The sequence below is a fragment of the Paraburkholderia suaedae genome (genome assembly GCF_040812055.1).
GTDB lineage: Bacteria > Pseudomonadota > Gammaproteobacteria > Burkholderiales > Burkholderiaceae > Paraburkholderia.
Window position 1 is genome coordinate 417,928 of record NZ_JBFOAH010000002.1, and the last position, 25,991, is coordinate 443,918.

Annotated in this window: 22 protein-coding genes, 2 tRNA genes and 2 pseudogenes; 22 read left to right on the forward strand and 4 right to left on the reverse strand. The window is 60.6% G+C overall.

The window, feature by feature from the left end; translation table 11 throughout:
* Nucleotides 1–25 precede the first annotated feature (25 nt).
* Nucleotides 26–1,963 (forward strand): MFS transporter, encoded by a 1,938-nt coding sequence (locus ABQJ48_RS05320; RefSeq protein ID WP_367836474.1) that lies wholly within the window; start codon nt 26–28, stop codon nt 1,961–1,963.
* A 266-nt stretch (nt 1,964–2,229) separates the two neighbouring features.
* Nucleotides 2,230–3,330: a chorismate synthase gene (gene aroC / locus ABQJ48_RS05325; RefSeq protein ID WP_367836475.1), complete on the forward strand. Its 1,101-nt coding sequence runs from the start codon at nt 2,230–2,232 to the stop codon at nt 3,328–3,330.
* A 194-nt stretch (nt 3,331–3,524) separates the two neighbouring features.
* On the opposite strand, the gene ABQJ48_RS05330 is transcribed toward aroC, so the two are convergent.
* Nucleotides 3,525–5,198, reverse strand: a complete 1,674-nt coding sequence (locus ABQJ48_RS05330; RefSeq protein WP_367836476.1) for an electron transfer flavoprotein-ubiquinone oxidoreductase — start codon at nt 5,196–5,198, stop codon at nt 3,525–3,527.
* Nucleotides 5,199–5,385: 187 nt separating this feature from the next.
* Between ABQJ48_RS05330 and ABQJ48_RS05335 the strand changes: the two genes are divergently transcribed.
* Both ABQJ48_RS05335 and ABQJ48_RS05340 read left to right on the forward strand, forming a co-directional pair.
* Complete coding sequence (locus ABQJ48_RS05335; RefSeq protein WP_367836477.1) at nt 5,386–6,162, forward strand: SDR family oxidoreductase; 777 nt, start codon at nt 5,386–5,388, stop codon at nt 6,160–6,162.
* 45 nt (nt 6,163–6,207) lie between these two features.
* A complete protein-coding gene (locus ABQJ48_RS05340; RefSeq protein ID WP_367836478.1) occupies nt 6,208–6,639 on the forward strand; it encodes an acyl-CoA thioesterase in 432 nt (143 codons plus the stop codon).
* Between the two features lie 92 nt (nt 6,640–6,731).
* On the opposite strand, the gene ABQJ48_RS05345 is transcribed toward ABQJ48_RS05340, so the two are convergent.
* Nucleotides 6,732–7,277 (reverse strand): LuxR C-terminal-related transcriptional regulator, encoded by a 546-nt coding sequence (locus ABQJ48_RS05345; protein ID WP_367836540.1) that lies wholly within the window; start codon nt 7,275–7,277, stop codon nt 6,732–6,734.
* A 245-nt stretch (nt 7,278–7,522) separates the two neighbouring features.
* Between ABQJ48_RS05345 and ABQJ48_RS05350 the strand changes: the two genes are divergently transcribed.
* The 17 genes and pseudogenes from ABQJ48_RS05350 to ABQJ48_RS05430 form a co-directional block, all read left to right on the forward strand.
* Nucleotides 7,523–8,227: a CoA transferase subunit A gene (locus ABQJ48_RS05350; protein ID WP_367836479.1), complete on the forward strand. Its 705-nt coding sequence runs from the start codon at nt 7,523–7,525 to the stop codon at nt 8,225–8,227.
* Between the two features lie 2 nt (nt 8,228–8,229).
* Entirely contained in the window at nt 8,230–8,871 is a 642-nt protein-coding gene (locus ABQJ48_RS05355) for a CoA transferase subunit B (protein WP_367836480.1), read from the forward strand.
* Between the two features lie 281 nt (nt 8,872–9,152).
* Nucleotides 9,153–10,067, forward strand: coding sequence for an alpha/beta fold hydrolase (locus tag ABQJ48_RS05360; RefSeq protein WP_367836481.1), 915 nt, complete (start codon nt 9,153–9,155; stop codon nt 10,065–10,067).
* 77 nt (nt 10,068–10,144) lie between these two features.
* Entirely contained in the window at nt 10,145–10,498 is a 354-nt protein-coding gene (locus ABQJ48_RS05365; protein ID WP_367836483.1) for a RidA family protein, read from the forward strand.
* Between the two features lie 63 nt (nt 10,499–10,561).
* A complete protein-coding gene (locus ABQJ48_RS05370; RefSeq protein ID WP_367836484.1) occupies nt 10,562–12,805 on the forward strand; it encodes a RelA/SpoT family protein in 2,244 nt (747 codons plus the stop codon).
* A 153-nt stretch (nt 12,806–12,958) separates the two neighbouring features.
* Nucleotides 12,959–13,035: transfer RNA gene (locus tag ABQJ48_RS05375), tRNA-Val, on the forward strand.
* Between the two features lie 261 nt (nt 13,036–13,296).
* Nucleotides 13,297–15,204, forward strand: a complete 1,908-nt coding sequence (thrS, locus tag ABQJ48_RS05380) for a threonine--tRNA ligase (protein WP_367836485.1) — start codon at nt 13,297–13,299, stop codon at nt 15,202–15,204.
* 50 nt (nt 15,205–15,254) lie between these two features.
* Nucleotides 15,255–15,779, forward strand: a complete 525-nt coding sequence (gene infC, locus ABQJ48_RS05385) for a translation initiation factor IF-3 (RefSeq protein WP_073430551.1) — start codon at nt 15,255–15,257, stop codon at nt 15,777–15,779.
* A gap of 246 nt (nt 15,780–16,025) precedes the next feature.
* Complete coding sequence (gene rpmI / locus ABQJ48_RS05390; RefSeq protein WP_167043545.1) at nt 16,026–16,223, forward strand: 50S ribosomal protein L35; 198 nt, start codon at nt 16,026–16,028, stop codon at nt 16,221–16,223.
* A gap of 29 nt (nt 16,224–16,252) precedes the next feature.
* Entirely contained in the window at nt 16,253–16,612 is a 360-nt protein-coding gene (gene rplT / locus ABQJ48_RS05395) for a 50S ribosomal protein L20 (RefSeq protein WP_006052502.1), read from the forward strand.
* A 158-nt stretch (nt 16,613–16,770) separates the two neighbouring features.
* The gene (pheS, locus tag ABQJ48_RS05400) at nt 16,771–17,784 is read left to right on the forward strand and encodes a phenylalanine--tRNA ligase subunit alpha (protein WP_367836486.1); all 1,014 of its coding nucleotides are present in this window, start codon (nt 16,771–16,773) and stop codon (nt 17,782–17,784) included.
* Nucleotides 17,785–17,940: 156 nt separating this feature from the next.
* Complete coding sequence (gene pheT, locus ABQJ48_RS05405; RefSeq protein WP_367836487.1) at nt 17,941–20,376, forward strand: phenylalanine--tRNA ligase subunit beta; 2,436 nt, start codon at nt 17,941–17,943, stop codon at nt 20,374–20,376.
* Between the two features lie 69 nt (nt 20,377–20,445).
* Complete coding sequence (locus ABQJ48_RS05410) at nt 20,446–20,856, forward strand: integration host factor subunit alpha (RefSeq protein WP_367836489.1); 411 nt, start codon at nt 20,446–20,448, stop codon at nt 20,854–20,856.
* Nucleotides 20,857–20,902: 46 nt separating this feature from the next.
* Nucleotides 20,903–21,316 (forward strand): MerR family transcriptional regulator, encoded by a 414-nt coding sequence (locus ABQJ48_RS05415; protein WP_367836491.1) that lies wholly within the window; start codon nt 20,903–20,905, stop codon nt 21,314–21,316.
* A gap of 63 nt (nt 21,317–21,379) precedes the next feature.
* A tRNA-Pro gene (locus ABQJ48_RS05420) sits at nt 21,380–21,456 on the forward strand.
* Nucleotides 21,457–21,553: 97 nt separating this feature from the next.
* Complete coding sequence (locus ABQJ48_RS05425; protein ID WP_367836493.1) at nt 21,554–21,814, forward strand: DUF6538 domain-containing protein; 261 nt, start codon at nt 21,554–21,556, stop codon at nt 21,812–21,814.
* A 152-nt stretch (nt 21,815–21,966) separates the two neighbouring features.
* Nucleotides 21,967–22,263: pseudogene (locus ABQJ48_RS05430) on the forward strand (IS110 family transposase); the annotation flags it as partial.
* Nucleotides 22,264–23,055: 792 nt separating this feature from the next.
* On the opposite strand, the gene ABQJ48_RS05435 reads toward ABQJ48_RS05430, so the two are convergent.
* Nucleotides 23,056–23,748 (reverse strand): acyltransferase family protein, encoded by a 693-nt coding sequence (locus ABQJ48_RS05435; protein WP_367836495.1) that lies wholly within the window; start codon nt 23,746–23,748, stop codon nt 23,056–23,058.
* Between the two features lie 26 nt (nt 23,749–23,774).
* Between ABQJ48_RS05435 and ABQJ48_RS05440 the strand changes: the two are divergent.
* Nucleotides 23,775–24,053: pseudogene (locus ABQJ48_RS05440) on the forward strand (transposase); the annotation flags it as partial.
* Between the two features lie 205 nt (nt 24,054–24,258).
* Here the strand turns inward: ABQJ48_RS05440 and ABQJ48_RS05445 are convergent.
* Entirely contained in the window at nt 24,259–25,989 is a 1,731-nt protein-coding gene (locus tag ABQJ48_RS05445; RefSeq protein ID WP_367836497.1) for a DUF6056 family protein, read from the reverse strand.
* Nucleotides 25,990–25,991: the final 2 nt, after the last annotated feature.

Consider the following 25,991-nt stretch of genomic DNA (forward strand, 5'->3'; position numbering starts at 1 on the left):
GCGCTTTCTCCCTCCTTCGAACTTCATGAGCGATCGTCCGTTGCCTGCCGCCAGCCGCACCGCCCGTGCGCAAGACCTGCACGAGTCCCAGTTCCGCTTGCTCGGCCAGCGCCGCTTTGCGCCGTTTTTCTGGACGCAGTTCCTTGGCGCGATGAACGATAACGTGTTCAAGATCGGCTTCACGTCGCTCGTCACTTATCAGGCGGCGCGCTTTTCCGGTGTGGATCCGAAGAGCGCGGCGTTTCTGATCGCGGCAATTTTCATCCTGCCGTTCGTGCTGTTCTCGGCCACTTCCGGCCAGATCGCCGACAAGTACGACAAGGCGGTGCTCACACGGCTCGTCAAGAGCTTCGAGATCGTCGTGATGCTGGTCGGTGGCGCTGGGTTCTGGCTGCATAGCGCGCCGTTGCTCTATCAGTGCACCTTTCTGATGGGTGTCCATTCAACTGTTTTCGGCCCCGTCAAGTATTCCTACCTGCCGCAGCATCTGTCGCAGACGGAGTTGATCGGCGGCAACGGCATGATCGAGATGGGAACCTTCGTCGCGATACTGGTCGGCACGATTGTCGGCGGGGCGGGCGCGGGTCTCGCCGAGCATGGCGCGCTGGTGCTGGCCGGGGCCTGCCTCGCGATCGCGCTCGCCGGGCGCGTCGTGGCGGGTTTCGTGCCGGCCACGGCCGCGCCGCAACCCGATCTGCGCGTCAACTGGAATCCGTTCAGCGAGACGTGGCGCAACCTGAGGCTCGCGCGCGAAAACCGCACGGTCTTTCTGAGCCTGCTCGGCATTTCATGGCTGTGGTTCGTCGGCGCGACATTTCTGTCGTCGTTTTTCAGCTTCGCGAAGAACGTGCTGTCCGCGAATCCGGATGTCGTGACGGTGCTGCTCGCCACGTTTTCAATCGGTATCGGCATCGGTTCGCTGTTGTGCGAGAAACTCTCGAAGCGGCGTATCGAAATCGGGCTGGTGCCGCTTGGCTCGATCGGCATGAGCGCGTTTGCCATCGATCTGTTTTTCGCGAGCCACGCGCTGCCTCCCGCGGCGCACCTGTTGAGCGTCGGCGAGTTCCTCGGGCGGCTTGCGCACTGGCGCGTGCTGGCCGATCTGTTCCTGCTCGCCATGTTCGGCGGCTTCTACAGCGTGCCGCTCTATGCGCTGATCCAAAGCCGCAGCCAGCCGAGCCACCGGGCGCGCATCATCGCCGCCAACAACATCCTGAACTCGCTGTTCATGATCGTCTCCTCACTGATGGCAATGGCCCTGACCGCGGCCGGCTTCAGCATTCCGGCGATCTTCCTCGTCACCGCGCTGCTGAACGTCGTCGTCGCGGCCTATATCTATTCGCTCGTGCCGGAGTTTCTGCTGCGCTTCATCGCGTGGGTGCTGGTGCATACGTTTTACAGGATCCGTCTCGTGCATGCGGAGCGGATTCCCGAAGACGGTCCTGCGGTGCTCGTATGCAATCACGTGAGTTTCGTCGACGCGATCGTGATCATGGCCGAGAGCCCGCGGCCGATCCGTTTCGTGATGGACCATCAGATCTTCAGATCGCCGCTCGCGGGCTGGGTGTTCCGTCACGCGAAAGCGATTCCGATTGCGCCTGCGCATCAGGATGCCGCGTTGCTGGCGCAAGCCTATGAGCGTTGCGCGCGGGCGCTGGCCGACGGCGAACTGATTTGCGTGTTCCCCGAAGACAAGCTGACGCGAACCGGCGAGATGAATCCGTTCCGCCACGGCGTGACTGAGATCGTCAGGCGCACGCCGGCGCCGGTGATCCCGATGGCGCTGCGCGGTTTGTGGGGCAGCGTGTTTTCCCGTGCAGAGGACGCGCGCTGGCCGCGGCCGGTCCACAAGGGTGTGATGAGCCGGTTGAGCCTCGCGGTGGGCGAGCCGATCGACCCGGCGTTGGCGACGCCCGAGAAGTTGCAGCAGAGCGTCGCCGAGCTGCGCGGCGCGCGCAGGTAGGGCGTTTGCGAGGCCTGCAGCGCTGACGCTATCGACGGCGGCGCGAGCCGGCACGACAACCCCGGCCCGGCGCAGACGCGAAAACACGACCTACGCAAAAACAGAAACCACCTACCGGCCTGGCGTGTATGCAGACAGGCGCCGGAAGCATCGCAAGCCGCGGCGCACTTGCCCCTGGCCGTTCGGCCAGGCACGCCGCGCAACCCGTTCGACACGCGACGAGGCTGGCATAATGGCGTTCTCCCGCATTCCTTTGGACGACGCCCATGTCCGGCAACACGCTCGGTACGCTTTTCACTGTCACGACCTTCGGCGAATCGCATGGTCCCGCTATCGGCTGTGTGATCGACGGCTGCCCGCCGGGCATGGCGCTCAACGAGGCCGACATCCAGTTCGAACTCGACCGCCGCAAGCCCGGCACGTCGCGCCACGTCACGCAGCGCCAGGAAGAAGACAAGGTCGAGATCCTGTCGGGCGTGTTCGAAGGCCAGACCACCGGCGCGCCGATCGCGCTGCTGATCCGCAATACCGATCAGCGCAGCAAGGACTACGGCAATATTGCCGACACCTTCCGCCCGGGCCACGCCGACTACACGTACTGGCAGAAATACGGCATCCGCGACTACCGCGGCGGCGGCCGGTCGTCGGCACGCCTGACCGCGCCCACTGTGGCGGCGGGCGCGATCGCCAAGAAGTGGCTGCGCGAAAAATTCGGCACCGAGATTCGCGGCTACATGGCCGCGCTCGGCGAAATCGACGTGCCGTTCGTCGACTGGGCGCAGGTGCGCGAGAACCCTTTCTTCGTGCCGAACGCCGACATCGTGCCGCAGCTCGAAGCGTACATGGACGCGCTGCGCAAAGACGGCGACTCGATCGGCGCGCGCATCAACGTCGTCGCTTCCGGCGTGCCCGTCGGCCTTGGCGAGCCGCTGTTCGACCGTCTCGACGCCGACATCGCCCACGCGATGATGGGCATCAACGCGGTCAAGGGCGTCGAGATCGGCGCGGGCTTCGCGAGCGTCGCGCAACGCGGCTCGGTACACGGCGACGAAATGACGCCGGAGGGCTTCGTCGGCAACCACGCGGGCGGGGTGCTTGGCGGCATTTCGACCGGACAGGACATTACGGTGTCGATCGCGATCAAGCCGACTTCGAGCATCCGCACGCCGCGTCGTTCAATCGACAAGGCGGGGCAACCGGCTATCGTCGAAACGTTCGGGCGGCATGATCCGTGCGTCGGCATTCGCGCTACGCCCATCGCCGAGTCGATGCTCGCGCTGGTACTGATCGATCATGCGTTGCGCTATCGCGCGCAATGCGGCGATGTTTCGGTCACTACGCCGAAGCTCGCAGCGCGAGCGCCGTAACGGACGGTTGTCGAATGTCTGCTGGCCCGAGGCGCACGCAGTGCCGCGGGTTGCCGGGCAACCGCGCGTCGCTGACTGGTCCCCGGCAGTGAAGGAAGTGCGGGAATGCAAGGAGGCGATGGTGCGTCGCTGAAAGAATCGCCTTTAGAGCGCGGGCGTTGCACCGCGCACTGCGAAGGCCAACCGCGCATGGCTCACATGTTTGGATAGTTCGGCCCGCCGCCACCTTCCGGCGTGACCCACACGATGTTCTGCGTCGGGTCCTTGATGTCGCAGGTTTTGCAATGCACGCAGTTCTGCGCATTGATCACGAGCCGCTCGCTGCCGTCGTCGTTCTTCACGAACTCATACACCGCGGCCGGGCAGTAACGCGATTCCGGACCCGCATAGGTCCGCCAGTTCACGTTCACCGGCACGGTCGGGTCTTTCAGCGTCAGATGCGCCGGCTGGTTCTCTTCGTGATTCGTGTTCGAAATGAACACTGACGAGAGCCGGTCGAACGTCAGCTTGCCATCCGGCTTCGGATACGCGATCGGCTTGCACTGCGACGCGGGCTTGAGCATCTCATGATCCCAATGCTGATGATGCAGCGTCCACGGTACATTGCCGCCCAGCAGCTTCTGCTCGATGCCGACCATCAGCGTGCCCAGGTATAGGCCCTTGCTCATCCACTGCTTGAAATTGCGCGCGCGGTACAGCTCGGTATGCAGCCACGACGTCTTGAACGACTCCGGGTAGGCCGTCAGTTCATCGCTGGTTCGGCCGGCCTGTACAGCATCGAATGCGGCGTCGGCGGCGAGCATGCCGGTCTTGATCGCCGCATGCGAACCCTTGATCCGCGATGCGTTCAGAAAGCCCGCATCGTCGCCGACCAGCGCGCCGCCGGGGAACACCAGTTTCGGCAGCGACATCAGGCCACCCGCGGTGATCGCGCGCGCGCCGTATGACACGCGCTTGCCGCCTTCCAGAACCGCGCGGATCGCCGGATGCGTCTTGTAGCGCTGGAATTCCTCGAACGGCGACAGATACGGATTCGTGTAGCCGAGGCCCACCACGAAGCCGACCACCACCTGGTTGTTATCCATGTGATAGAGGAACGAGCCGCCATACGTATCGTTTTGCAGCGGCCAGCCGGCGGTGTGCATCACCAGACCCGGCTTGTGCTTCGCCGGATCGATCTCCCACAGTTCCTTGATGCCGATCCCGTAGACCTGCGGATCGACGCCTTCGCGCAGCCTGAACTTATCGTTCAGCTGACGGCCCAGATGCCCGCGCGCGCCTTCGCAGAACAGCGTGTACTTTGCGTGCAGTTCCATGCCGAGCTGGAAGTTCTCGGTCGGCTGGCCATCCTTGCCGATGCCCAGATTGCCGGTCGCGACCCCTTTGACGGAACCGTCGTCGTGGTAAAGCACTTCAGCCGCCGGAAAACCCGGAAAAATCTCGACGCCCAGCGCTTCGGCCTGCTGGCCAAGCCAGCGCGTGACGTTCGCGAGGCTGATCACATAATTGCCGTGGTTCTTGAAGTTCTCCGGCAGCGCCCAGGTCGGCACGCTTTTCGAGCCGGTTTCCGTCAGAAACAGGAAGCGGTCTTCGGTCACGTCCACGGTAAGCGGCGCGCCTTTGTCCTTCCAGTCCGGGATCAGTTCGGTGATGGCGCGCGGGTCCATCACCGCGCCCGACAGGATATGCGCCCCGATCTCCGAGCCTTTTTCCAGTACGCACACGCCAAGCTCGACGCCTTTGTCCGCGGCCCGCTGCTTCAGCCGGATCGCTGCGGACAAGCCAGCCGGGCCGCCGCCGACGATCACCACGTCGTATTCCATCGACTCGCGCGGGCCATACTGCTCAATGAGACTTGCAGGGGTCATCGAATCTCCTCTTGCCGTTAGAATGCTTTTTTCGGGTTCGTATTGTGGGCGATCGGTCCATGCACTGCAACCCGATGAGCCGAGATTGGCACGATCGTACTATTTGCATAGTTAACGTAGCGACGTGCAGCGCCCGGCGTACCTGAGCGTCAACCGCAACCGTCATTACAACCGAAAGGGAACGACAATGGGCCGTTCGATCAATCTGGAAGGCAAGGTCGCGATGATTACCGGCGCTTCGAGCGGGTTGGGAAAGCGCTTCGCTCAGGTGCTGTCGCAAGCGGGTGCCAAAGTCGTGCTGGCCAGCCGGCGCACCGAGCGTCTGAAGGAACTGCGCGCCGAGATCGAGGCGTCCGGCGGCGCGGCGCATGTGGTTTCGCTCGACGTGACCGATTATCAGAGCATCAAGTCCGCGGTTGCGCATGCCGAGACCGAGGCCGGCACGATCGACATTCTGGTGAACAACTCGGGCGTGTCGACCACGCAGAAGCTCGCCGAGGTCACGCCGGCCGACTTCGAATATGTGTTCGACACGAATACGCGAGGTGCCTTCTTCGTCGCGCAGGAAGTCGCCAAGCGCATGATCATGCGCGGCAACAACGCGCAGAAACCGTCGTACCGGATCATCAATATCGCGTCGATGGCGGGCTTGCGGGTGATCCCGCAAATCGGCCTGTATTCGATGAGCAAGGCGGCCGTCGTCCATATGACGAAGTCGATGGCGCTGGAGTGGGGCAAGCACGGCATCAACGTGAACGCGATCTGTCCGGGTTATATCGACACTGAGATCAACCATCACCACTGGTCGACGGAGCAGGGGCAGAAGCTGATGTCGATGCTGCCGCGTCATCGCGTGGGCCAGCCGGACGATCTGGACGGGCTGTTGCTGTTGCTGGCGGCCGACGAATCGCAATTCATCAACGGCTCGGTGATCGCCGCCGACGACGGCTTCGGGCTCGCGTGAGCAAGCCGTGCCAACACTCAAAAAAGCTGAAAGAACGGAAGTACGATGAGCGATTTTCACGCAGTTTTCGAAATGTCGATGCCGATTCGTTGGGGTGACATGGATGCATTCGGCCACGTGAACAACACGGTCTATTTCCGCTACATGGAGCAGGTGCGGATTTCGTGGTTCGAGCAATTGGGCTTCGTTGGCGGCAATGCGGATGGCGAGGGGCCAGTGATCGTGAATGCGTCGATGGAGTTTCTCAAGCAACTGCACTATCCCGGCGACGTGATCGGGCGGATGAGCGTGGCAACGCCCGGGCGCAGCAGCTTCGATACCGGCTTCGAGCTGCTGCGCGCCGACGATCCGCACACCGTATATGCGCGCGGCGCCGCGCGCTGCGTGTGGATCAATTACGCTCAGGGCAAGTCGGTGCCGGTGCCCGACCTCGTGCGCGCGACCATCGAGCGGGCCGCGTTGGTCAAAGCGGCTTGACGGCGGCTCGTGAAGCCGCGCGCCGACCGCCGCCGCCAATGCGCTCGCGTCGCTGCGCCTCGTGCGTCGTAGCCGACGTGCGTGATTGCGCTTCAATGCCCGAGCAAGCGCTGCAGCAGCTCCGTCGCATTGCCCGTATCGTATTTGCGCATCAGCCGCGCCCGGTAGACATCCACCGTGCGCGGGCTGATCTCGAGCACCCGGCCGATCTGCTTGCTGGTCTTGCCCGTCACCAGTTGCGCGGCAATCTCGCGTTCGCGCGGCGTTAATTCCACCGCGACGCGGCGCGTGGCGCTCAAATCTTCGAACGTCCAGACGCCGGCCGCATGCGGGTCGGCGCGTTGCTGCGCGCGGCCGGTCACGTGGCACCAGAACAGCTCGCCGTTGGCGCGCTTCATGATGCGGTCGTCCGCGTAGCTGCCGTGGGCGGTCATGATCGGCGGAATGCGCGCGCCGATCCGCTCGAATTCGTCCGCCGACGGATAAAGCACCTGGAACGACCGGCCGAGCAGCGACTCGCGCGAGCAGCCGAAAATCGACGCGAGCTCGTCGTTGCAGTCTTCAATGACGCGTTCGCGCGACAGCACGAGTCCGATCGGAGCAAGTTGGAATGCGGTTCGGTAATCCAGGGCGGACATGGCGGGGCGGGAAGTACTTATGTAGTTTTGCGTATTGTGCCGCATGGCGCGCGCAGCGTACTCTTTTGGGCACATCAAAAGGCGGCGAAGCGGTCCGCGGCGGGCCCCGCTCAGCTCATGTCGAGCGGGGCGCACGGCCTGCCGCGGCTGACTAGAATGACGAAGACGAAGCGGGCGCGGCCCGTACGACGTCATGCCGGCCGCAACGATCCGGTTTTGGATTTCCATAGAGGAAGGGACAACTGATGAACAAGGTCTATCCAGGCGCCGCCGAGGCGCTGAAGGACATCGTCAAGGACGGGCAGACGTTTGCCGTCGGCGGCTTTGGCCTGTGCGGCATTCCCGAGGCGCTGATCGGGGCGCTGCGCGATTCGAAGGCGCAGGGCCTCACCTGCATCAGCAACAATGCGGGCGTCGACGGTTTCGGCCTCGGCCTGCTGCTCGAATCGCGCCAGATCAAGAAGATGATTTCGTCGTACGTCGGCGAAAACAAGGAGTTCGAGCGCCAGTACCTGGCCGGTGAGCTCGAGCTGGAATTCACGCCGCAAGGCACGCTCGCCGAGAAGCTGCGCGCGGGCGGCTCGGGCATCCCGGCGTTCTTCACCAACACCGGCTACGGCACCCTGATCGCCGAGGGCAAGGAAACCCGCCAGTTCGGCGAAAACCACTACGTGCTCGAACATTCGCTGACGGCGGACATCGCGCTCGTCAAGGCATGGAAGGCCGACAAGTCGGGCAATCTCATCTACCGCCGCACTGCGCGCAACTTCAACCCGATGTGCGCGATGGCCGGCAAGATCACGGTCGCGGAAGTGGAAGAGATCGTCGAGGTGGGCGAACTCGACCCGGACGCGATCCACACCCCGGGCATCTTCGTGCAGCGCATCGTGCTGAATGCGCATCCGGAAAAACGCATCGAACAACGCGTCGTCCGCGCGAAAGGAGAGTGATCATGGCATGGACTCGTGACCAAATGGCCGCGCGCGCAGCGAAGGAATTGCAGGACGGCTTTTATGTGAACCTCGGCATCGGTTTGCCGACGCTCGTGGCGAACCACGTGCCGCCCGGCGTCGAAGTATGGCTGCAGTCGGAAAACGGCCTGCTCGGCATCGGCCCGTCGCCGACCGAAGACGAAGTGGACCCCGATCTGATCAACGCAGGCAAGCAGACCGTGACCACGCTGCCGGGCTCGTCGATCTTCTCGTCGGCGGATTCGTTCGCGATGATTCGCGGCGGGCACATCAATCTGGCGATTCTCGGCGCGATGCAGGTCAGCAGGAACGGCGACCTGGCCAACTGGATGATCCCCGGCAAGATGATCAAGGGCATGGGCGGCGCGATGGATCTGGTGGCGGGCGTCAAGCGCGTGGTCGTGCTGATGGAGCACGTCGCGAAGGGCGACCAGCACAAGATTCTCGAAGAATGCACGCTGCCGCTGACGGGCGTGGGCGTCGTCGATCAGATCATTACCGACCTGGGCGTGATCGAGGTGACGGACGCTGGTTTGAAGGTGACCGAACTGGCGCCGGGCGTGAGCATCGACGAAATCAAGGCGAAGACCGGCGCGCCGCTCGATGTGAGCGCGTTGAGCTGACGCTTTGCTGATGCTTGTGTCAGCGGCTAACAGGTCGTGTGACGCTTGACTGAGCGGCATGCGGCAAAGAGGCAGTGTCCCTGGCGGGCGAGGCGCGAGTCTCGCCCGTTGTGTTTTGTGTCACCTTGCGGCGCGCCCATGTGTGGCCGTAGCCATGTCCCAGGCCGTCCGGCCGATGCTTGCCGCGCGGCAAAGCGGTTTACAATCGTTTGAAGATTCAGACGACGGTCGGTTGCAGCCGTGCCCGTGCCCAATCCGCAGCGCTTTCGCAAGGAACCCAGATGACCGCAAGCCCATCCGCTTCCACCACCGCGCGGCCCGTGCCGCGGCAACGTCATGTGCAATGCGCGAGCGCGGCAGGCTTGCATCGCATGGCGTATACCGAATGGGGCGAGCGGGACAACCCGCGCGTGCTGCTGTGTGTGCATGGCCTGACGCGCTCGGGGCGCGATTTCGATCGCGTCGCGGCGGCGTTCGCCGGGACTTACCGCGTGGTCTGTCCGGACGTGGTGGGGCGGGGCTTGTCATCGTGGCTCGCCAACCCCAACCTGTATGGCGTGCCGCAATACGTCGCAGACATGGTCACGCTGATTGCGCGCCTGGATGTGGAGACGGTCGACTGGTTCGGCACCTCGATGGGCGGTCTGATCGGACTCGGGCTCGCCGGCTTGCCCGACACGCCGATTCGCAAGCTGCTATTAAACGACGTGGGCCCGCATCTGGAGCCCGTCGCCGTACAGCGCATCGGCGATTACCTAGGCAAGCCCGCGCGCTTCGAGACGCTGCAGCAAGGCGTCGACTACGCCGCTTTGCTTGCGCAGACCTTCGGTCCGCTCACGCCCGAGGAATGGCGTGAAATCAACACGCCGCTGCTGCACGAACAGGACGGCGCGTGGCTGTTCCGCTACGACCCGCGCATCGCGCAGCCCTTTGCCGCGACTAGCGAAGAAGCATCGAAGCTCGGCGAGGCCGCGCTGTGGCATTCGCTGGCGTCATTTGCGGGGCCAGTGCTGGTGGTGCGCGGCGAGCGGTCCGACCTGCTGTCGCGGGAGACCGTCGCGAAGATGGTCGAGCTCGGGCACGCTGTGTCCAGCGTGGAGATCGCCGGCGTCGGGCATGCGCCGGCATTTCTCGCGGCCGATCAGATCCAGCTCGCGCGGCAGTTCTTTATCGGAGCGCCCGCCGACGCGTCATAATATGCGGTTCCGCGCGGCGTTTTCGAAAACGTCATGCGCATCGCGTTCCGATCAACTTCAACCTCTCAGGACTTTTCATGGCAGTCATTCGTCACCACGTCGGCCCGCGCCTTTCGGAAACCGCCGTGCACAACGGCACCGTGTACCTCGCGGGCCAGATCGCCGAAGACGACGATCAGGACATCACGGGCCAGACGCGCGAAGTGCTGGGCCACATCGACCGTCTGCTGGCAGAAGTGAACAGCGACAAGTCGCATTTGCTTTCGGTGCAGATCTACATCTCCGACATGGTGCACTTCGCCGGCATGAACGCCGTGTGGGACGAATGGGTCGCACAAGGGGCCACGCCGCCACGCGCTACCGTCGAAGCGAGGCTGGCCAATCCGAAGTGCCTCGTCGAAATCGTCGTGGTTGCCGCGCAGCGCAGCTAAGCCACGCCGACCTACTGAATTAGCAATCAAGTTGATTCGTCTGGCCCGGCGGGCCGTCGCACCATGAATACCGAAACCGTTACGAGCGCGTCGCATCCCATTCCTTCTTTCGAGGAAGCGATGGCATTCGTGCGCGAGCATGCGGGCGAAGTGCGGCTGTCGTCGGGCGAGTTGCTGGCGGATCACGCAGCGGGCACGGCGTCGATCATGCGCAAGCTCAACGTCGACCCGCCGGCCGTGCTGGCTGCGGCGCTGTTTGCGTTGACCCCGCATCTGCAGGATCCGGAGCGCGTGATCGCCGACAACTTTGGCGAAGAAGTCGCGCAACTGGTGGGCGACGTGCGCAAGCTGTTGCGTCTTGGCACCGTGAGCTTGCGCGCTGCGAACAACGCGATACCCGAAGCCGGGCGCGACGCTCAGGCCGCGCGCCGCGCGCAGGTCGAGGCCTTGCGCAAGATGCTGCTCGCGTTCGCGCAAGACATTCGGGTGGTGCTGATTCGCCTCGCGTCGCGGGTGCAATCGCTGCGCTATTACGCAGCGGCGAAGATCACGCCGTCACCCGACGTGGCGCGTGAGACGCTCGACATTTATGCGCCGCTCGCCAACCGTCTGGGCATCTGGCAACTCAAGTGGGAACTCGAGGATCTCGCGTTCCGCTTCGAAGAGCCGGCCACTTACAAGCGCATCGCGAAGCTGCTCGACGAGAAACGCGTCGAGCGCGAGAGCTATGTCGCGCAGGCCATCGAGCGGCTGCAACAGGAGCTGGCCGCCGCGCACATTCGTGCGGAAGTGAGCGGCCGGCCAAAGCACATCTATAGCATCTGGCGCAAGATGCGCGGCAAGGAGCTCGACTTCGCGGAGCTCTACGACGTGCGCGCATTTCGCGTGATCGTGCCGGATGTCAAGGATTGCTACACGGTGCTCGGCATCGTGCATAACCTGTGGCAACCGGTGCCCAAAGAGTTCGACGACTACATCTCGCGGCCCAAGCCGAACGGCTACAAGTCGCTGCATACGGTCGTGATCGGCGACGACGGCCGCGCGTTCGAAGTGCAGATCCGCACGCAGGAAATGCATCAGTTCGCCGAGTACGGTGTGGCCGCGCATTGGCGCTACAAGGAAGCGGGTACGCGCGGCTACAGCGGCCAGTTCGCCGCCGCCGAGAAGTACGACGAGAAGATCGCGTGGCTGCGCCAACTGCTTGCGTGGAAGCACGAGGTCTCCGAGGGCGAGGACGGCGGACAGCGGGCGGCGCACCCGTGGGAGCAACTGCGCCAGGCCACCCTCGACGACGACCATATCTACGTACTGACGCCGCAGGCGCGCGTGATTCCGTTGCCGCACGGCGCGACGCCCGTCGATTTCGCGTATCACCTGCATAGCGAGCTCGGGCATCGCTGCCGCGGCGCGCGCGTCGACGGCGCGATGGTGCCGCTCAACACGCCGTTGCAGAATGGCCAGACTGTCGAGATCGTCGCGGTGAAGGAGGGCGGTCCTTCGCGCGACTGGCTCAACCCGCAGCTCGGCTATCTGCAAAGTTCGCGCGCGCGGCAGAAGGTGCGCGCATGGTTCAACGCGGTCGAGGTGCAGGAGCACATCGCGAGCGGCCGCGCGATGGTCGAAAAGACCTTGCAGCGCGAGGGCAAGACGTCGGTCAATCTGGATCAGCTGGCCGCGAAGCTCGGCTTCAAGGCCACCGACGATCTGTTTTCGGTGGTCGGCAAGGAAGAGTTCAGCCTGCGCCTCGTCGAGCAGGCGCTGCACGATGCGCCGCCGCCGGAGCCCGTGGTCGAGGCGCCAGAGCAGTTCGAGAAGCGCAGCAGCGGCGCAAGCGTCGCGCGCGGGGCGTCGACCGGGGTGCTCGTGGTCGGTGTCGACGCCTTGCTCACGCAGCTTGCGCGCTGCTGCCGTCCGGCGCCGCCCGACGATATCTGCGGCTTTGTCACGCGCGGCAAAGGCATGTCCATCCACCGCAGCGATTGCCCGACGTTCCAGCGCATGGCCGAGCGCGCGCCCGAACGTGTGCTGCAAACAGCGTGGTCGGCGGACGTGATGAGTGGCCATGGCCACTCGGTTTATCCCGTCGATCTGTCCATCGAAGCCACCGACCGGCAGGGTCTGCTGCGCGATATTTCCGAAGTGTTCGCGCGGGAAAAGATGAACGTGATAGGCGTGAAGACGCAGACGCGCCGCAACGCAGCGTTCATGCAGTTCACCGTCGAAGTGCAGAGCGCCGCGCAGATTCAGCGTGCCTGCACGCTGCTCGGCGAAGTGACGGGTGTGGTGCGCGCATCGCGCAAGAATTGACGCGCGAGTAGGGCGCACGACAGGTGAGAAGCTGCGCGCGGAACGCGAACAGTGCTTGCTGCCGACGGCCCGGATGCATGCATCGGATTTTTAAAGTCGGCGCATAAAAGTGCTTGCCAAGCGGTGTGCGGCTCCATATAATCTCGTTTCTTTAGGCTCGTAGCTCAGCTGGTTAGAGCACCACCTTGACATGGTGGGGGTCGTTGGTTCGAGTCCAATCGAGCCTACCAACGAAAAAGAAATCCCGGTTCTGCCGGGGTTTCGCAAGCTGCAGCAGGCGCCTTCGGCGCAAAAGGCGAATACGGTTATGACACCGCGAACGTTGACCGAAACCACTTCGGAGCGACGCTAGTCGAGGACCACTTTCGCCAATGTAGTTTGCAGAAAATGTGAATGCGGCCCCTCGAAAGCGGGGCCGCATTTTTTTTGTCTTTTTTGTCTTTTTGACCTTGACGCATGTGCCGCCGCCGGACGGCACCACGGAGAACATAATGGTTTCGATACGTCTGCCCGACGGTTCTGTTCGACAGTACGAGCATCCCGTGACCGTCGCCGAAGTGGCCGCCTCGATCGGCCCCGGTCTCGCGAAAGCGGCGCTCGGCGGCAAGATCGATGGAGAGTTGGTCGACACGTCCGCGTTGATCGATCACGACGTGGCGCTCGCCATCGTCACGGACAAAGATGCAGACGGTCTCGATATCATCCGCCACTCGGCGGCGCACTTGCTTGCGTACGCGGTGAAGGACCTGTACCCGGAAGCGCAGGTCACGATCGGCCCGGTGATCGACAACGGCTTTTACTACGACTTCGCGTACAACCGTCCCTTCACGCCGGAAGATCTCGAGAAGATCGAAAAGCGCATGCAGGAACTCGCGAAGAAAGACGAGCCGGTCTCGCGCCGCGTGGTGTCGCGCGGGGAGGCGGTGGACTACTTCAAGAGTATCGGCGAGAAGTACAAGGCCGAGATCATCGAATCCATTCCATCGGGCGACGAGATCAAGCTGTACTCGCATGGCAGCTTCACCGATCTGTGCCGCGGTCCGCACGTGCCGTCCACCGGCAAGCTGAAAGTCTTCAAGCTGATGAAGGTGGCGGGCGCGTATTGGCGCGGCGATTCGAAGAACGAACAGTTGCAGCGCATCTACGGCACGGCCTGGACCAGGAAGGAAGACCAGGACGCGTACCTGCACATGCTCGAAGAGGCGGAAAAGCGCGACCACCGCAAGCTCGGCAAGCAGCTCGATCTTTTCCACATGCAGGACGAGTCGCCGGGCATGGTGTTCTGGCATCCGCGCGGCTGGACGCTGTGGCAGCAGGTCGAGCAGTACATGCGCCGCCGCGTGAACGGCGCCGGCTACCTCGAAATCAAGACGCCGATGATCATGGACCGCTCGCTGTGGGAAGCGTCGGGCCACTGGCAGAACTATCGTGAAAACATGTTCACGACCGAATCGGAAAAGCGCGATTACGCAATCAAGCCGATGAACTGTCCGGGTCACGTGCAGGTGTTCAACCACGGCTTGCGCTCCTATCGCGATCTGCCGCTACGGTACGCGGAGTTTGGTTCGTGCCACCGCAATGAATCGTCGGGCTCGCTGCATGGCCTGATGCGCGTGCGCGGTTTCGTGCAGGACGATGCGCACATCTTCTGTACCGAAGACCAGTTCATCAGCGAATCGATCGCGTTCAATACGCTGGCGATGAGCGTCTACAAGGACTTCGGCTTCGACACTGTGGACATCAAGCTGTCGCTGCGCCCGGATGCGCGCGCCGGCACCGACGAGACGTGGGACCGCGCGGAGCAGGGGCTGCGCGAGGCACTGACGGCCTGCGGCGTGACGTGGGAAGAGTTACCCGGCGAGGGCGCGTTCTACGGCCCGAAAGTCGAATATCACATCAAGGACGCGCTCGGACGCTCCTGGCAATGCGGCACCTTGCAGCTCGACATGGTGCTGCCGGAGCGGCTGGGCGCCGAGTACGTCGCCGAGGACAACAGCCGCCGCCGACCGATCATGCTGCACCGGGCGATCGTCGGCTCGATGGAGCGTTTTCTTGGCATTCTGATCGAGCACCATGCTGGTGCAATGCCCGCCTGGCTCGCGCCGATGCAGGTCGTGGTGATGAATATCGCGGAAAGTCAGGCGGAATATGCGCAGTCGCTAGCCCAATCGTTGCAAAAACAAGGGGTTAGAGTAGAGGCCGATTTGCGCAACGAGAAGATTAGCTATAAAATACGCGAGCACACGCTGGAAAAGGTGCCGTACCTGCTGGTAGTCGGCGACAAAGAGCGTGAAGCCCAAACGGTAGCCGTGCGTGCCCGTGGTGGTGTCGACCTTGGCGTAATGCCGCTCGGCGCCTTCATTGAGCGTCTGCATCAGGACGTGCAGTCGTTCAACTGAGCCACCTGGCACTCCGGCTCGTTTTTTTTAATCTTTAGAGGAAACGTAACATCGCTACTGATAAGTCTGCGCACCGCATCAACGGTGAAATTACAGCACCCGAGGTGCGTCTGGTCGGCGTCGAGAACGAACCGCTCGGCATCGTGAAACTCGCTGATGCGTTCCGTATGTCGGAACAGCAGGACGTGGATCTGGTCGAAATCGCTCCGCAAGCGGTCCCGCCGGTTTGCCGTTTGATGGACTACGGCAAGTTCAAGTACCAGGAAGCGAAGAAGCAGCACGAGGCCAAGCTCAAGCAGAAGGTCATCCAGGTCAAGGAAGTCAAATTCCGTCCGGGTACCGACGACGGCGATTACAACGTCAAGCTGCGCAACCTCATCCGCTTCCTCGAAGACGGCGACAAGACGAAAATCACGTTGCGTTTCCGGGGCCGCGAAATGGCCCACCAGGAAATCGGTATGCGTATGCTCGAGCGCTTGCGCACGGACCTCGATGAAGTCGGTCAGGTCGAGCAGATGCCGAAAATGGAAGGGCGCCAAATGATCATGGTGCTCGCTCCGAAGAAAAAGAAGTAAGCGGCTGGAGCGGCTGCGCGCCACATGGCGCGCGCTCCGGTGGCAAGTTTGAGACGATGCTGCGCCGGGTGTCCGGTGCAGTATCAGCAGGTTTCGGAACGGTGCGCATGCAAGTGCACACCGCTTCCTGAAAAGCAGCCGCGAGCAGTACTGGCGGTTTGCATTCCAAGTGGAATGGGTTTCGAAGGGCGGGTGATGGCCATCTGGCCGACCGCACACCCATATCCATCAAATAATGGAGTTGTCATGCCGAAGATGAAAACCAAGAAGAGCGCTGCAAAGCGCTTCGTGGTGCGTCCGGGCGGTACCGTCAAGCGCGGTCAGGCCTTCAAGCGCCACATTCTTACCAAGAAGACCACCAAGAATAAACGCCATTTGCGCGGCTCGACGGCAGTTCATGATTCCAATCTGAACTCCGTGCGCGCAATGCTGCCGTTCGCTTAACCCTCAACCGAAACTCATAGGAGCGAAACATGCCTCGAGTAAAACGTGGGGTTACCGCACGGGCCCGTCACAAGAAGATCATCAAGCTGGCCAAGGGTTACCGCGGCCGTCGCAATAACGTCTATCGCATCGCCAAGCAGGCGGTCATGCGCGCAGGCCAGTACGCCTACCGCGATCGCCGCAACAAGAAGCGTGTGTTCCGCGCATTGTGGATCACGCGTATCAACGCGGCGGTGCGTCAGCACGACATGACGTACAGCGTGTTCATCAACGGCCTGAAGAAGGCTTCGATCGAACTCGACCGCAAGGTGCTGGCCGACATGGCTGTGTTCGACAAGGCTGCTTTTGCTGCGATCGTTCAGCAGGTGAAAGCCGCCGTTGCAGCCTGATTGCGCTTCTGGCAATTAAAACTGCGTGGTTCGTTGCAGCGAACAGCCGGTAGTCTCGGTGACGCTGCAACAAAAACGGGGCTCCTCACCGAGCCCCGTTTTTGTTGGTAGAACCGGTTTTGTTTCGATAGAACACTGACGTTCAAAAGATGGGATCAATGGACCTGGAACAGATTGTCGCCGACGCGCAAAAAGCCTTCGCAGAAGCCTCCGACGTCACCACCCTGGAGAACGAGAAAGCGCGCTTTCTCGGTAAAGCGGGCGCGTTGACCGAACTGTTGAAGGGCCTTGGCAAGCTCGATCCTGAAACGCGCAAGACCGAAGGCGCCCGGATCAACCTCGTCAAGCAACAAGTGGAAGCGGCGTTGACGGCCCGCCGTCAGGCACTGGCCGACGCGCTGCTGAATCAGCGCCTCGCCTCTGAAGCCGTCGACGTCACACTGCCCGGCCGCGGCACCGGTGCAGGCAGCGTGCACCCGGTGATGCGCACGTGGGAGCGTGTCGAACAGATTTTCAGTACGATCGGATTCGACGTGGCCGACGGCCCCGAAATCGAAACCGACTGGTACAACTTCACCTCGCTGAACAGTCCGGAAAATCATCCGGCGCGTTCGATGCAGGACACCTTCTACGTCGACGGCAAGGATGCCGACGGGCGCCAGCTCCTGTTGCGCACGCATACGAGCCCGATGCAGGTGCGCTACGCGCGCACCAACACGCCGCCGATCAAGGTCATTGTGCCGGGCCGCACCTACCGTGTGGACAGCGACGCCACGCATTCGCCGATGTTCAACCAGGTCGAAGGGCTGTGGATCGACGAGAACATCAGCTTTGCTGACCTGAAGGGGGTCTACACCGATTTCCTGAAGAAATTCTTCGAGCGCGACGACATTCTGGTGCGCTTCCGTCCGTCGTATTTTCCGTTCACCGAACCGTCGGCCGAGATCGACATGCTGTTCGAAACGGGCAAGAACGCCGGCAAGTGGCTTGAAATTTCGGGCGCGGGCCAGGTTCACCCGACGGTGATCCGCAACATGGGCCTCGACCCGGAGCGCTACATCGGCTTTGCTTTCGGCAGCGGCCTGGAACGGCTGACGATGCTGCGTTACGGCGTGCAAGACCTGCGTCTGTTCTTCGAAAACGACTTGCGTTTCCTGCGTCAATTCGCCTGAACCGGCGCGCACGAGCGCGATAAGCACAGAGCGCGGCAACGCATGGCGCGTGCCGCCAGCAGCGTCCCCCGCAGTGCGCGGTGATTCGGCCCAACACCGAGTCACCGGCGCGACTGCCGGACGTGGACCCAACCTGATCAGAACGTACACAGAACCATGCAATTCCCGGAATCCTGGCTGAGAACCTTTGTCGATCCGCAACTGACGACCGACGAACTGTCGCACGCATTGACGATGGCCGGTCTTGAAGTCGAAGACCTGCGGCCGGCCGCACCGCCGACCTCGAAGATCGTCGTCGGCCAGGTGCTGGAAGTCGTCAAGCACCCGGACGCGGACAAGCTCAATGTGTGTCAGGTCGACGCCGGCACTGGCGCGACGCTGAACATCGTATGCGGTGCGCCGAATGTGGCGCCGGGTATCAAGGTGCCGGTCGCGCTGGTCGGCGCGCAACTGCCGCCGGCTGAAGAAGGCGGCGCGCCGTTCGCGATCCGGTTGTCGAAGCTGCGCGGCGTGGAAAGCCAGGGCATGCTGTGCTCGGCACGCGAGCTCAAGCTCTCGGACGACCATAGCGGCCTGATGATCCTGCCGGACGCCACGCCGATCGGCCAGGATATCCGCGAAACGCTCAACCTCGACGACACCGTTTTCGAAATCAAGCTGACGCCGAACAAGGCGGACTGCCTGTCGGTGTTCGGGGTGGCGCGCGAGACGTCGGCGATCACCGGCGCACCGTTGCGTCCGCTCGAAATCAAGCCGGTTCGAGTCGAGCTCGACGAAATTTTGCCGGTCAAAATCTCGGCGCCGGATCTGTGCGGCCGCTTCTCGGGCCGCGTGATTCGTGGCGTGAACGCGCGCGCGAAGTCGCCGCAATGGATGGTCGAGCGCCTCGAGCGTTCGGGCCAGCGAAGCATTTCCGCGCTCGTCGACATTTCGAACTACGTGATGCTCGAACTGGGCCGTCCGTCGCACGTGTTCGACCTCGACAAGATCCACGGCGGCATGGACGTGCGCTGGGGCCGCAAAGGGGAAACGCTCAAGCTGCTGAACGGCAATACCGTCGAGGTCGATGAAAGCGTCGGGGTGATCGCCGACGAGCAGCACATCGAGAGTCTCGCGGGCATCATGGGCGGCGACAGCACCGCTGTCACGCTCGACACCACCAACATCTATCTGGAAGCCGCGTTCTGGTGGCCGGACAGCATTCGTGGCCGCTCGCGCAGATACAACTTCTCGACCGATGCCGGCCATCGCTTCGAGCGTGGCGTCGACTATGCGACCACCGTCGAGCACATCGAACGCATCACGCAGCTGATCCTCGACATCTGCGGCGGCGCGGCCGGCCCGGTCGACGACCAGATCGTCAACGTACCGCAGCGCGAACCGGTGAAAATGCGTGTGTCGCGCGCGAACCGCATCATCGGCGTTGCCATCGGCGCGGACGAAATCGCGCAAATCTTCACGCGCCTCGGCCTCACGTTCGAGCGCGATGGCGACACCTTCTCGGTGGTGCCGCCGTCGTACCGCTTCGACATCGAAATCGAAGAAGACCTGATCGAAGAAGTCGCGCGCATTTACGGCTTCGAGAACATTCCCGCGCGCCCGCCCGTGGCGACCAGCGAGATGCGCGCGACCAACGAAAAGCAGCGCTCCATCCACGTGATTCGCCATGCGCTCGCCGCGCGCGATTACGCGGAGACGGTGAACTTTAGCTTCGTCGACGCCGAGTGGGAGCAGGACTTCGCCGGCAACGAACAGCCGGTTCGTCTGCTCAATCCGATTGCCAGCCAGTTGTCCGTCATGCGCACTACGCTGTTCGGCAGCCTCATCCACGTGCTGCGCACGAACCTGAATCGCCGCGCGGCGGATCGCGTGCGGGTGTTCGAAGCCGGGCGCGTGTTTCTGCACGATCCGTCGATCAAGGCCGGCGAGCTCACGGTCGAAGGCTTCGCCCAGCCGAAGATGATCGGCGCGCTCGCCTACGGTCCCGCGCTCGACGAGCAGTGGGGCGCGCCGACGCGCACGGTCGACTACTTCGACGTAAAGGGCGATCTGGAAGCGCTGTTCGCGCCGGCGGTGCCGCGCTTCGTGAAAGCGGACCATCCGGCATTGCATCCGGGACGCAGTGCGAGCGTCGAAGTGAATGGCCGCGCAGTGGGCTGGATTGGCGAATTGCATCCGCGCTGGATGCAAAAATATGATTTACCGCACGCGCCGATCCTGTTTGAAGTCGAAGCCGAAGCATTAATGCAGCGGGTATTGCCGAGCCCGGCGGAAGTTTCTAAATTCCCGCCGGTGCGGCGCGATATTGCGGTGGTCGTCGATCAAAAAATCGAGGCCCAGGCGCTGCTCGACGAGCTTCAGAAAGCCCAGTCCGAGCCCGCTTGCAAGAGCGTCCAGAAGGTGGCACTTTTCGACGAATTCCGTCCAAAATCAAACACTTCCGGTGGACTGTCCCCGCACGAGAAAAGCCTTGCGTTCCGTGTGACCTTGCAAGATACTGGCGGAACCCTTCAGGATGAAACGGTCGATCTGGCCATTCAAACTCTGGTGGAACGTCTGGCTCGAGCATATGGCGCACGGTTGCGCGGATAACCCGCATTTAAGAATTGCACGGCTGTTTCCGCATCCTTTGTTTTTCGCTTGACGCGCCATTTGATAGATATGAATGAAATGAACTCGAGTGATTTCGAAGCCCTTCTTACGGCGCAACGTAGCGCCATGATTCGCGATATTCCGACATCACCCGCCGTCGTTTCCGCTGAAACGCCGACGCTCACCAAGGCGGAACTTGCCGAGTTGCTGTTCGACAATGTCGGACTCAACAAGCGGGAAGCGAAAGACATGGTCGAAGCGTTCTTCGAGGTGATCCGTGATGCGCTGGAAAGTGGCGACAGCGTGAAGCTGTCGGGATTCGGTAACTTTCAGTTGCGTGACAAGCCCCAGCGTCCCGGCAGGAACCCGAAGACCGGCGAGGCGATTCCAATCGCTGCGCGTCGCGTCGTCACGTTCCATGCAAGTCAAAAGCTCAAAGCGCTGGTAGAGAACGGCGCGGAAACGAGCCTGGCGCGCTGATCGACTGGCGCGTTGCTGCGCAACCCACTACGACGGCTAACTGACGATGACAGCGGCGATCGAAAAAGTCGTCTTGCCTCCGATTCCGGCGAAGCGTTACTTCACCATCGGTGAGGTGAGCGACCTATGCGGCGTGAAACCGCACGTGTTGCGTTACTGGGAGCAGGAGTTCACGCAGTTGAGGCCGGTCAAGCGGCGCGGCAACCGGCGGTATTACCAGCACCATGAGGTGCTGTTAATCCGGCGGATTCGTGAGTTGCTGTACGAGCAGGGCTTTACGATCAACGGCGCGCGCAATCGGCTCGATTCGCATGGCGGCGCGCCGGGGGCGCAGGCGGAAGCGGCCGAGGAGCGCGAGGGTGAGCTGACCGCGCAGGCGCCTGCTGCGGCGAACGCTGCGGTGGACGTCGAGCAGTTGCGCAAGGAATTGCTACACGTGATCAGTTTGTTGAGTCATTAGTTCGGTTTGCTCGCGTGAGACGGTTCTAATCGAATGAAGTGTCTGTTATAATTTTGTGCTGTTCGGGGCGTAGCGCAGCCTGGTAGCGTACCTGCATGGGGTGCAGGTGGTCGGAGGTTCAAATCCTCTCGCCCCGACCACAGAAACTTCTTATCTGGCGGGCCTTCGGGCCCGTCAGTCATTTGTGGCGGGGCTCCGTGTCCGCGTGGATGCTACACAGCGAGCTATCATTACGCCATGTGCAACCACCTCATCAAGCGCGGTTCGCGATACTACATCCGCCGTCGTGTCCCCCTCGATCTAGTCTCGATCCTCGGTAAACCCGAAATCACGAAAGCACTTCGCACCAGCGACCGCGCGGAAGCCATCGCACGTTGCCGACTCGAAGGCGTCCCCCTCGATTCCGAATGGTCAGCGCTTCGCGCAGCGTCACAAGCCAACCACGCAATCACGCACGCCTCGGATACAGCACGAACGACGATCAGCAAGTCAGTATGATTCCCGTTCGGCAAGGCTGGCCGCCGTGCGGATAAAAACGCGGGTTAGCATTGCTGCCAGAGCCGCCATTCAACGGCCTTTCCGACACGGAGGCCAGCGTGGAAAACGATAGCATCTTGTAGGTGGGACTGGACGTCCACGAGGATTCGATCATGGTCGCATACGCGATCGGTATGAGCGACGTGGAACTGCTCGTCAAGGTCGGTACGACACACATCGAAGTTGATCGGTTATGCAAACGGCTGCAGTCGAAAGCGCGGCGCATCTGCGTGGTCTACGAAGCCGGCCCCTGCGGATATGGCCTGTACCGACGGCTGATCGACAAGGGTATCGAATGCATGGTTTGCGCACGGTCACTGATTCCACGCAAACCCGGCGAGCGCGTTAAGACAGACCGACGCGACGCCATCAAGCTGGTCCGTTCGTTGCGGGCCGGAGATCTGTCCGCCGGTTTAGACCGCGACAGGCAATGAGCAGGGGCGGATTCAACCGGTCCCGCATTTGAGGACCAATCTTTTTGCGTACTACCGTACTACCACGCCTTCACGCGCTAGAGCTTCTGTATTGCGGGTCATTGCAAGGGCGAATGGCGTCCGCGTACCGCTGAATCTGGAAGTTACCGCGCCCCGCGTTAGTCGAACTATTGATCACCGCTACGAAAGCCCTTGAACAGCAATCTTCAAAGTGGCCCTCAGGAAATGCTGGTGGCTCGCCTCGAGTAACCTTGGGCAGTCTGCGATAGCGAACCCGATAGCCTGTCGACCGCGGAGTCATCCACCCGAAGGCGGCGTACTGGACGGACTATACGGTGTATAGCACGTAGGAACCCCGTGCAATTGGTTGTGTAGCACCTGCTCCCGGACCGTCGGCCTACAATTGGAAAGTACCCTAACTCAAACAAAGAGACGTACAGGAAGCGAGAAACCGGTTGGCGGCAAAGATGGAAAAAGGCTTTGAACTGTCGCAGGCGGAACATACAAGATGGTCGGCCGTTATTCGCAAATTTTTCTGAAACCACCTCAAGCAGCTAGCAACGCCTCCCAACTTGGGAGCATGTTATTGACACCTGTTTGCCTTGAGCGTCCGGTTCTGCTATCAACCCAGCGTATTCAAAAAGTATCCGAAGGCCCGCTTGAGACAAAAAGCCCAGTTCTCTCGTGACTGGGGCTTTTTGCGCTGCTTCCGCATTTTGCTTCGTGCAATTGCCGTGCGCTGAGTCTCCGCGCGAGACGCCGCGTCGATCAGGACGCTGGCGCTGCTGGCGCCACCGTTTGCTCCGCTTCCACTCGCCTGCCGTGCCACGCCTGCACTTTCGCGACGATCGCGCGACGCGCCGGCACTTCGATCAGGTAGTAGCCAAGCGCGCCACCTACCACAACCACACCCAACTCGACCAGCAGAACCACCAGCGCGACCGTCATGCTATGCGACACATGCAGCTTTCTGACTACCTGATTGAAGGCGATCTGCAGAATCGGGTGCATCAGATAAATCGAAAACGAGATCTCGCCAAGAAACACCGCGACCCGATTGCCCAACAACGCCTTGCCGACTACACCGCCGTTCGCAAGACCTGCAATCACGAGCAGGATCAACGGCAACAGCAAAAGCGGCCAGGTCGTCGGCACGGATATCAAAGCCACTAGGGCGGCGAGACTGAAGCACATCACGACTTCGCCAACTTCGCACGTCTTGACCACGCGAAACAGCCAGTATCCGCCGACGAACTCGGGCACGCTCCGCAGAGCGCCGAACGCGGTCAACCCTAGATCGCCGTCGTTGAAGAAGAAGCAGTATACGTAAAACATGAGTAAAACATGAGCCAGCACACGAGCACGATGACACCACAAGTCACGCGCGAGAGCCGGCTCAGCACATGCGCGCACAGCGGAAACAGAAAGAGATAGGCGAACCACTCGGCGCTGATCGACCACGAAACGAAGTTCCAGCTGAGTTTCTTGTCGTGTCGGCGATGTTGCACCAGTGGTGTACGAACGTCATGCGCTCGAAGGTCGAACCGATGAAGGACGTCGCCCGACTGATTCGCCGACACTTCGAGGGCATTGTCGGCTGGACTCAGACGCGCCAGACCAACGGCTTCATCGAAGCCATCTACGGCCTGTTTCAGGCCGCCAAACGCAAAGCACGCGGGTACGCTCGCTTCGAAACCATGCGCACTGTCCTGTTTATCATCGCCGGAAAACTCGACTTCTCACGCTTTAATGAGCATGTCCGATGAGCCCCGTTACCCACTCCGTTTTCAAAAGAGCCAGTATTTATCCATGCTCTACAGAGCGAAACCGAGGCTTGTGTTACGTGGCCTGATGTCCCGATACACCAAGCCCGCGTTTCCTCAAGATCACCCTGGCGCGAACATTCAGCTTCGGCACGAGCCACGAGGGCCGACTTGCCGAAGATAGAGGAAAATATTAGCTTAAGTCGCTTCATTGTAAGCGGAGCAAAAGTGGCGACGTGTCCCGCTCCGGCGCATCTTCTTCGGACAGTTCGATTGATAATATGCGGGCGCCGCTTCTCTCAAAATAATTTGTGGTGAAAAAATAGAAGCGCCGACCCATTACTTCCGATTCATTCATGGTTAAAAGTGGAGCCGGAAACTGAGTGCTGGGATAAACAAAAGTCGAATTAACCAGGTACTGGTCATCGAATGATATATGGCTCTGTCCCCTATCGGTATTAATCTTTACGGATAATATCTTGTTGCGAGGCATCTTGCTTTTATCGACTTCAAAAACAAATGTTTTTTGTCTGGGGCTAAGATCTTGATATGATCTTACACAAATAATATAGTCTTTTGCACTACCCTGCAGTCGGTCGCCGTACTCGCAACCCTTGTTTATGATGGAGTAGTCGAAGTTCACGAAAAATGGATAAATGCTGTCCAGCCCGTAGTACTTCGCGACGCTCAGGTCCATGTAGTTTTCCGTCACGTCGTTTTTCTTTGCAAGTCCCCTGTCGAAAAAGTGAGGTATCCCCACTGTTAAATTGTGGTTCTTCTTTTCGCCATCTATAATGTTTTTAATAACGACACTTTGCCCCAAAATACTTTCGTAGTTTTGGTGTAAAAGATAATAATTAAATAAAAAAAATGGAAGCATTGGCCCTATAGTTATAATTGAAACCGAGATGATACTTTTTCTGCCAAGCGAGGCCAGACCTATGCTTAAAAAGCAAAGTAAAAAAAATAGCTGCGTCACCAAAGCCCTGTCTGGCAGAGGTGGAGTAATCGTTGCCAGAGCGGTGGAAAATATGAACAAAAAGAGAAACAAAAGATACGAGGTCGCCTTTGAGGTTACAAATGCCTTGTCCCTGCTAAATATAAAAAATACCGATGTTATAAATAACGAGAAAAACACATAAGAGTTCAGAGACATAGTCTCATTGAAGGTTACTAAAAAATAACGCACACCCCTGAATAGTATTCCGGATATATTGGTGTTATATCCTTCTTGCTGCGCGCGAGAGAAGTTTCCTGGAGCAAGAAAAAGTATTGCCGAACCTATCGCACCTCCTAAGCCTCCTACTAAAATATTTACGGGTATAGCTCCGGTTTTACGCGCTTCGAAGATAAATAGTAAAGCCACACCAACAACCAGGCTCAAACTTACGATTTCACTGGAGGCGCCGGCAAGGAGGGCGAGAGAAAATAGAAACAACAATGATATCGCGCCCGGTTTCTTTTTTCTCTCTTGATAAATAAGCAAAATTCTAATATAAAAAATTCCGATCAATGCGGGCCAAATATAGTTGGCGGCGCCTACGTCCCAGAAAACGGCGCTCCCTAGTGAGGGATTTGAAACCCAAAATAAAATAAAAATCAGAGCAAATATCAGAGAAATTTCTAGATAAGTAATATCCTTACGGATGGCTTTGGCCAGCATTGCTATGTTGTAGATTAACAATGTCGGTGCGAGAGAGTTGATGATGGAAACTATTATTTTGTTGGGAGCGTTCGTCGTGAGCGAAGCTATAAAATCAGGGACCACGCGACCGCTCCATCTCATATAGTGGTTGTAGTGAGATTTAATGGATAGACCGAGTAACGAATACAAGTAGTCGTCACTCATCATGGGGACAATTATATTGATGGCGTAGAAAGACAGAAAAGCCAATAGAAAGGATGTCACTATAAAAGCTTTATCAAGTGGCGCCTTCATCT

What these genes read in the sequence shown, in the direction of transcription:
- ABQJ48_RS05320 (WP_367836474.1), top strand. Translation starts at nt 26, where the DNA reads ATGAGCGATCGTCCGTTGCCTGCCGCCAGCCGCACCGCCCGTGCGCAA.
- aroC (WP_367836475.1), top strand. Translation starts at nt 2,230, where the DNA reads ATGTCCGGCAACACGCTCGGTACGCTTTTCACTGTCACGACCTTCGGC.
- ABQJ48_RS05330 (WP_367836476.1), bottom strand. Translation starts at nt 5,198, where the DNA reads ATGACCCCTGCAAGTCTCATTGAGCAGTATGGCCCGCGCGAGTCGATG.
- ABQJ48_RS05335 (WP_367836477.1), top strand. Translation starts at nt 5,386, where the DNA reads ATGGGCCGTTCGATCAATCTGGAAGGCAAGGTCGCGATGATTACCGGC.
- ABQJ48_RS05340 (WP_367836478.1), top strand. Translation starts at nt 6,208, where the DNA reads ATGAGCGATTTTCACGCAGTTTTCGAAATGTCGATGCCGATTCGTTGG.
- ABQJ48_RS05345 (WP_367836540.1), bottom strand. Translation starts at nt 7,277, where the DNA reads ATGTCCGCCCTGGATTACCGAACCGCATTCCAACTTGCTCCGATCGGA.
- ABQJ48_RS05350 (WP_367836479.1), top strand. Translation starts at nt 7,523, where the DNA reads ATGAACAAGGTCTATCCAGGCGCCGCCGAGGCGCTGAAGGACATCGTC.
- ABQJ48_RS05355 (WP_367836480.1), top strand. Translation starts at nt 8,230, where the DNA reads ATGGCATGGACTCGTGACCAAATGGCCGCGCGCGCAGCGAAGGAATTG.
- ABQJ48_RS05360 (WP_367836481.1), top strand. Translation starts at nt 9,153, where the DNA reads ATGACCGCAAGCCCATCCGCTTCCACCACCGCGCGGCCCGTGCCGCGG.
- ABQJ48_RS05365 (WP_367836483.1), top strand. Translation starts at nt 10,145, where the DNA reads ATGGCAGTCATTCGTCACCACGTCGGCCCGCGCCTTTCGGAAACCGCC.
- ABQJ48_RS05370 (WP_367836484.1), top strand. Translation starts at nt 10,562, where the DNA reads ATGAATACCGAAACCGTTACGAGCGCGTCGCATCCCATTCCTTCTTTC.
- thrS (WP_367836485.1), top strand. Translation starts at nt 13,297, where the DNA reads ATGGTTTCGATACGTCTGCCCGACGGTTCTGTTCGACAGTACGAGCAT.
- rpmI (WP_167043545.1), top strand. Translation starts at nt 16,026, where the DNA reads ATGCCGAAGATGAAAACCAAGAAGAGCGCTGCAAAGCGCTTCGTGGTG.
- rplT (WP_006052502.1), top strand. Translation starts at nt 16,253, where the DNA reads ATGCCTCGAGTAAAACGTGGGGTTACCGCACGGGCCCGTCACAAGAAG.
- pheS (WP_367836486.1), top strand. Translation starts at nt 16,771, where the DNA reads ATGGACCTGGAACAGATTGTCGCCGACGCGCAAAAAGCCTTCGCAGAA.
- pheT (WP_367836487.1), top strand. Translation starts at nt 17,941, where the DNA reads ATGCAATTCCCGGAATCCTGGCTGAGAACCTTTGTCGATCCGCAACTG.
- ABQJ48_RS05410 (WP_367836489.1), top strand. Translation starts at nt 20,446, where the DNA reads ATGAATGAAATGAACTCGAGTGATTTCGAAGCCCTTCTTACGGCGCAA.
- ABQJ48_RS05415 (WP_367836491.1), top strand. Translation starts at nt 20,903, where the DNA reads ATGACAGCGGCGATCGAAAAAGTCGTCTTGCCTCCGATTCCGGCGAAG.
- ABQJ48_RS05425 (WP_367836493.1), top strand. Translation starts at nt 21,554, where the DNA reads ATGTGCAACCACCTCATCAAGCGCGGTTCGCGATACTACATCCGCCGT.
- ABQJ48_RS05445 (WP_367836497.1), bottom strand. Translation starts at nt 25,989, where the DNA reads ATGAAGGCGCCACTTGATAAAGCTTTTATAGTGACATCCTTTCTATTG.